6 protein-coding genes are annotated in these 6,354 nt (G+C 64.5%); all 6 read left to right on the forward strand.

Translation table 11 applies throughout. The annotated features are described in order from the left end of the window. The first annotated feature begins 4 nt into the window (after positions 1-4). Positions 5-730 (forward strand): GXGXG domain-containing protein, encoded by a 726-nt coding sequence (locus tag EN990_RS14190; RefSeq protein WP_013532905.1) that lies wholly within the window; start codon positions 5-7, stop codon positions 728-730. A 6-nt stretch (positions 731-736) separates the two neighbouring features. After that, complete coding sequence (locus EN990_RS14195; RefSeq protein WP_010914750.1) at positions 737-2,065, forward strand: glutamate synthase-related protein; 1,329 nt, start codon at positions 737-739, stop codon at positions 2,063-2,065. 60 nt (positions 2,066-2,125) lie between these two features. Continuing rightward, a complete protein-coding gene (glnT, locus tag EN990_RS14200; RefSeq protein ID WP_127384735.1) occupies positions 2,126-3,433 on the forward strand; it encodes a type III glutamate--ammonia ligase in 1,308 nt (435 codons plus the stop codon). A gap of 36 nt (positions 3,434-3,469) precedes the next feature. Next, entirely contained in the window at positions 3,470-4,723 is a 1,254-nt protein-coding gene (locus EN990_RS14205; RefSeq protein ID WP_127368331.1) for a sarcosine oxidase subunit beta family protein, read from the forward strand. A gap of 16 nt (positions 4,724-4,739) precedes the next feature. Next, entirely contained in the window at positions 4,740-5,015 is a 276-nt protein-coding gene (locus tag EN990_RS14210; RefSeq protein ID WP_024502588.1) for a sarcosine oxidase subunit delta family protein, read from the forward strand. Beyond that, a partial coding sequence (locus EN990_RS14215) for a 2Fe-2S iron-sulfur cluster-binding protein (RefSeq protein ID WP_127388316.1) occupies positions 5,015-6,354 on the forward strand: 1,340 nt, incomplete at its 3' end. The genes EN990_RS14210 and EN990_RS14215, both read left to right, overlap by 1 nt.

The raw sequence follows: 6,354 nt of genomic DNA on the forward strand, positions 1-6,354 counted from the left end.
GTTCATGCCGGCAACCACGCTTTCAAAAACCGCGGCACACGACCCTCGGGTCTTCGATCTCGACCAGTTGTCGCTGCGCGAACTCAACCAGGCGCTGCACAATCTGGCTCCCGGCTCGAACGAAACGGCATGGGAAGTGCTGAACCCGAAAGGCAGCCATTCGGTGGCCGTTGGCGTCGACCAGCCTGTTGCCATCGATGTGCGCGGCAGCGTCGGCTATTACTGCGGCGGCATGAATTCCGGCAGCACCATTACCGTGCATGGCTCGGCAGGGCCTGGAGTCGGCGAGAACATGATGTCGGGCTCGATCACCATCAAAGGCGACGCCAGCCAGTATGCCGGCGCCACCGGCAAGGGCGGCCTGCTGGTCATCGAAGGCAACGCCTCGTCGCGCTGCGGCATTTCGATGAAGGGCATCGATATCGTCGTGCATGGAAATATCGGCCATATGTCGGCCTTCATGGCGCAGTCAGGCAATCTGGTGGTGTTGGGCGATGCCGGCGATGCGCTCGGCGATTCCATCTACGAGGCGCGGCTCTTCGTGCGCGGCAAGGTCGACAGCCTCGGCGCCGACTGCATCGCCAAGGAAATGCGGACCGAGCATCTGGAATTGCTGCAGGGCCTGCTCGACCGCGCCGGCGTCACCGGCGTCAAGCCGTCGGAGTTCAAGCGCTACGGCTCGGCGCGTACCCTCTATAATTTCAATATCGACAACGCCGACGCGTATTGAGGCAGCATGACCTACAGGAACCCGCCGACGACGCCGCGCAAATCCGCGACCTTCGACGACTACACGCTTTCCGAGATCCGCCGTGCCGCGGCGACCGGCATCTATGACATCCGTGGCGCCGGCGCCAAGCGCAAGCTGCCGCATTTCGACGACCTACTGTTCCTCGGCGCCTCGATCTCGCGTTACCCGCTCGAAGGCTATCGCGAGCGCTGCGACACATCGGTCGTGCTCGGCTCTCGCCATGCCAAGAAGCCGATCGAGTTGAAGATTCCGATCACCATTGCCGGCATGAGCTTCGGCTCGCTGTCGGGTCCGGCCAAGGAAGCGCTCGGACGCGGCGCTACCCTGTCGGGCACCTCGACCACGACGGGCGACGGCGGCATGACCGAGGAGGAGCGCGGCCATTCCAAGCAACTGGTCTATCAATATCTGCCGTCGCGCTACGGCATGAACCTGCGCGATCTGCGCCGCGCCGATGCGATCGAGGTCGTCGTCGGCCAGGGCGCCAAGCCGGGTGGCGGCGGCATGCTGCTTGGCCAGAAGATTTCGGATCGTGTCGCGGAAATGCGCACGCTGCCGAAAGGCATCGACCAGCGCTCGGCCTCACGCCATCCCGACTGGACCGGACCCGACGATCTCGAGATCAAGATCCTCGAATTGCGCGAAATCACCGACTGGGAAAAACCGATCTACGTCAAGGTCGGCGGCGCGCGCCCCTATTATGACACGGCGCTTGCCGTGAAGGCCGGCGCCGATGTCGTTGTCGTCGACGGCATGCAGGGCGGCACCGCCGCCACCCAGGAAGTGTTCATCGAAAATGTCGGCCAGCCGACGCTTGCCTGCATCAGGCCGGCCGTGCAGGCGCTGCAGGACCTCGGCATGCACCGCAAGGTGCAGTTGATCGTCTCCGGCGGCATTCGCAACGGCGCCGATGTCGCCAAGGCGCTGGCGCTCGGCGTCGACGCGGTCTCGATCGGCACGGCGGCCCTTGTCGCGCTCGGCGACAACGATCCGCGCTGGGAGGCGGAGTACAACGAGCTTGGCACCACGGCCGGCGCCTATGACGATTGGCACGAGGGGCGCGACCCCGCCGGCATCACCACGCAGGATCCGGAACTGATGAAGCGGGTCGATCCGGTGGCTGCCGGGCGCCGGCTAGCGAACTACCTCAAGGTGATGACCCTTGAGGCTCAAACGATCGCCCGCGCGTGCGGCAAGAACAGCCTGCACAATCTCGAACCCGAGGACCTGGTCGCGCTGACGATCGAGGCAGCCGCCATGGCCGGCGTGCCGCTGGCCGGCACCAACTGGATACCGGGGAAGAACGGCTTCTGATCAACGAAGGGCCGATTCCCGCATACTCGGGAACAACAATCGATAAAATGGGGAACTACCGTGGCAACTGATCTTGCTGAATTCGCAAGGGCGAAAAACGTCAAATATTTCATGATTTCCTACACTGACCTGTTCAGTGGCCAGCGTGCCAAGCTGGTGCCGGCGCAGGCGATATCAGACATGCAGAAGGACGGCGCCGGCTTTGCCGGTTTCGCCACATGGCTGGACCTGACGCCGGCGCATCCCGACATGCTTGCGGTGCCGGATCCGGATTCGGTGATCCAGCTGCCGTGGAAGCCTGAGGTCGCCTGGGTGGCGGCCAACTGCATCATGGACGACAAGGAGGTCGACCAGGCGCCGCGCAACACACTGAAGCGGCTGATCGCGGAAGCCGCCAGCGACGGCATGCATGTCAAGACCGGCGTCGAGGCCGAGTTCTTCCTGATCTCGCCTGACGGCAAGACGATCTCCGACGAATACGACACGGCCTCAAAACCCTGCTACGACCAGCAAGCGGTGATGCGGCGCTACGACGTCATCGCAGAGATCTGCGACCACATGCTGGCGCTCGGCTGGGGCGCCTATCAGAACGACCATGAGGACGCCAACGGCCAGTTCGAGATGAACTGGGCTTTCGACGACGCGCTGGCGACCGCCGACAAGCACTCGTTCTTCAAATTCATGGTCAAGTCGATCGCGGAAAAGCATGGCCTGCGCGCGACCTTCATGCCGAAGCCCTTCCAGGGTCTGACCGGCAATGGCTGCCATGCCCATATCTCGGTTTGGGACAAATCGGGCAAGACCAACGTCTTCGCCGACAATGCGATGGAGCTCGGCCTGTCGGCCAAGGGCCGGAATTTCCTCGGCGGCATCATGAAGCATGCCTCCGCACTAGCCGCGATCACCAACCCGACGGTGAATTCCTACAAACGCATCAACGCGCCGCGCACCATTTCGGGCGCGACCTGGGCACCGAACACGGTGACCTGGACCGGCAACAACCGCACCCACATGGTGCGCGTGCCCGGCCCCGGCCGCTTCGAGCTGCGCCTGCCGGATGGCGCCGCCAATCCCTATTTGCTGCAGGCCGTCATCATCGCGGCCGGCCTCGACGGCATCCGCTCCAAGGCCGATCCGGGCAAGCGCCACGACATCGACATGTACCAGCTCGGCCATACCGTCACAGACGCACCGAAGCTGCCGCTCAACCTGCTCGACGCGCTGCGTGAGTTCGACAATGACAAATCGCTCAAGGCGGCGCTGGGTGAGGAATTTTCGTCGGCATATCTAAAGCTGAAGCAGCAGGAATGGAATTCCTATGCTTCGCACTTCACGCAATGGGAGCGCGACCACACGCTGGATATTTGACCACCAGCGCGACGCGAGCGACCTCGGAATGAACTGATGAAATATTCGATCTTCTCGCTCGCTCGTGCCGCCGTGTCCGGCCACAAGAACTGGCAGCGCACCTGGCGCGACGCCACGCCGAAGGATCGCTACGACGTGGTGATCATCGGCGGCGGTGGGCACGGGCTGGCCACCGCCTGGTTCCTCGCCAGCGAGTACGGCATCAAGAATGTCGCCGTGCTCGAAAAAGGCTGGATCGGCTCCGGCAATGCCGGCCGCAACACCACCATCATCCGCTCCAATTACGGTCTGCCCGGCAACACCGGCTTCTACGAATTGTCGATGAAGCTGTGGGAGCGGATGGAGCAGGACCTCAACTACAATGCGATGGTCAGCCAGCGCGGCGTCATCAACCTCTACCATTCCGACGCGCAGCGCGACGCCTATGCGCGGCGCGGCAACACCATGCGCATCAACGGCATCGACGCCGAACTGCTCGACCTCGCTGCCGTCAGGAAGATGATCCCGTTCCTGAACTTCGACAATGCGCGCTTTCCCGTGCAAGGCGGGCTGTTGCAGCGGCGCGGCGGCACGGCGCGGCACGATGCGGTGGTCTGGGGCTATGCGCATGCGGCGAGCGAACTCGGCGTCGACATCATCCAGAATTGCGAAGTCACCGGCTTCGTCAGAGACGCCAATGGCAAGGTGACCGGCGTCGAGACGTCGCGCGGCAAGATCGGCGCCGGAAAGGTTGGCATGGCGGTCGCCGGCTCCTCGTCGCGCGTCGCGGCAATGGCCGGCCTGCGCCTGCCGATCGAGAGCCATGTGCTGCAGGCCTTCGTCTCCGAGGCGATCAAGCCGCTCATCCCGGGCGTCATGACCTTCGGCGCCGGCCATTTCTACGTCAGCCAGTCCGACAAGGGCGGCCTCGTCTTCGGCGGCGATATAGACGGCTACAATTCCTACGCCCAGCGCGGCAACATGCCTGTGATGGAAGACGTCTGCGAGGGCGGCATGGCGCTGATGCCGATGATCGGCCGCGTGCGCCTGCTGCGCCAGTGGGGCGGCATCATGGACATGTCGATGGACGGTTCACCGATCATCGACAAGACGCCCGTCGACGGGCTCTATCTCAACGCGGGCTGGTGCTATGGCGGCTTCAAGGCGACGCCAGGGTCCGGTTTTGTCTTTGCGCACCTCCTGGCTCGCGACGAGTCGCATGAAGAAGCGGCACGGTTCCGCCTAGACCGGTTCCGAACTGGCGCCATGATCGACGAAAAGGGCCAGGGCGCCCAACCGAACCTGCATTGAAGGCGGTTTAGAAGAAATGCGCATTGCCTGTCCTTTCTGCGGTGAACGCGAACTCGGCGAGTTCACCTATCTCGGCGACGCCAAACCGGTACGGCCCGAGGCCGGCGCCTCGGAAGACGAGGTCTTCGACTATGTCTATCTGCGCGACAATGTCGCCGGCGCGACCAGCGAATACTGGTACCATGGCGGTGGTTGCCGGGCTTGGCTGAAGGTCACCCGCAACACGCTGACGCACGAGATTTCCTCCATCGAACCGGCGGCTGGTGCCGGCGCTGCGAAGGTTGGTGCGTGATGGCCGGCGCGCAGACACACCGGCTCGGCAATGGCGGGCTTGTCGACCGCTCGGCACCGCTGAACTTCCGTTTCGACGGCAAGGCTTTCTCCGGCTTCCAGGGCGACACGCTCGCCTCGGCGCTGATCGCCAACGGCGTCAAGCTGGTCGGCCGTTCGTTCAAATACCACCGCCCGCGCGGCATCCTGACTGCGGGCTCGGAAGAACCCAATGCGCTGGTCGAGCTGCGCACCGGGGCACGGCGCGAGCCGAACACCAAGGCGACGACGGCCGAACTCTATGACGGGCTCGAGGCCGCCAGCCAGAACCGTTGGCCGTCGCTGCGCCACGACGTGATGTCGGTCAACCAGCTGTTCGCGCCGATCTTCGTTGCCGGCTTCTACTACAAGACATTCATGTGGCCGGCGAAGTTCTGGGAAGCGATCTATGAGCCGGCGATCCGCCGCGCCGCAGGCCTTGGCCGTGCCGCCGGCCTTGCCGATCCCGACCACTACGACAAGGCATGGGCGCATTGCGACGTGCTGATCGCCGGCTCCGGCCCGGCTGGTCTGGCCGCGGCGTTGGCAGCCGGCCGCGCAGGCGCCCGCGTCATCCTGTGCGAGGAGGATTTTGTCCTCGGCGGCCGTCTGCTGTCGGATGGCGCAATGATCGACGGCGAACCTGCGGCCGAGTGGATTTCGCGGACGCTGGCTGAACTGGCTGGTATGCCCGACGTCCGCGTCATGACCCGCACGACGCTGTTCGGCGTCTACGATGGCGGCACCTATGGCGCCATTGAGCGGGTCAACGACCATTTGCCCTCGCCGCCCGAGCACCAGGTGCGCCAGCGCCTGTGGCGGATCGTGGCGAAGCGCTGCGTCGTGGCAGCCGGCGCCATCGAACGGCCGATCGTCTTTGCCGGCAACGACACGCCCGGCGTGATGATGGCCTCCGCCATGCGCACCTATGTCGCGCGCTACGCCGCTACACCGGCAAAGCGGATCGCACTTTTCACCAACAATGAGGACGGCTGGCGCACCGTCGAGACGGCGCTCGGTGCCGGCCTGCAGATAGCGGCGGTCATCGATGCACGGCCCGAAATATCGCCGGCGCATCGTTCGCTGGCCTCGAAGGGCGGCTTCCCGGTGCTGCACGGTTCCGTCAGTGGCATCGACGGCGGCAAGGATGGCGTCAGGAAAATCGCGGTGTCGCTGACCGGCGGCGCGCGCGCCGAGGTTGAAGCGGACGGGCTCGCCGTTTCCGGCGGCTGGAACCCGGCGGTCGGGCTGACCTCCTATCATCGCGGCCGGCCGAAATGGCGCGACGATATTGCTGCTTTCGTACCGGACGGCGCCCGCTG

Source organism: Mesorhizobium sp. M7A.F.Ca.US.005.03.1.1 (genome assembly GCF_003997975.1).
Classification (GTDB): Bacteria; Pseudomonadota; Alphaproteobacteria; order Rhizobiales; family Rhizobiaceae; genus Mesorhizobium; species Mesorhizobium ciceri.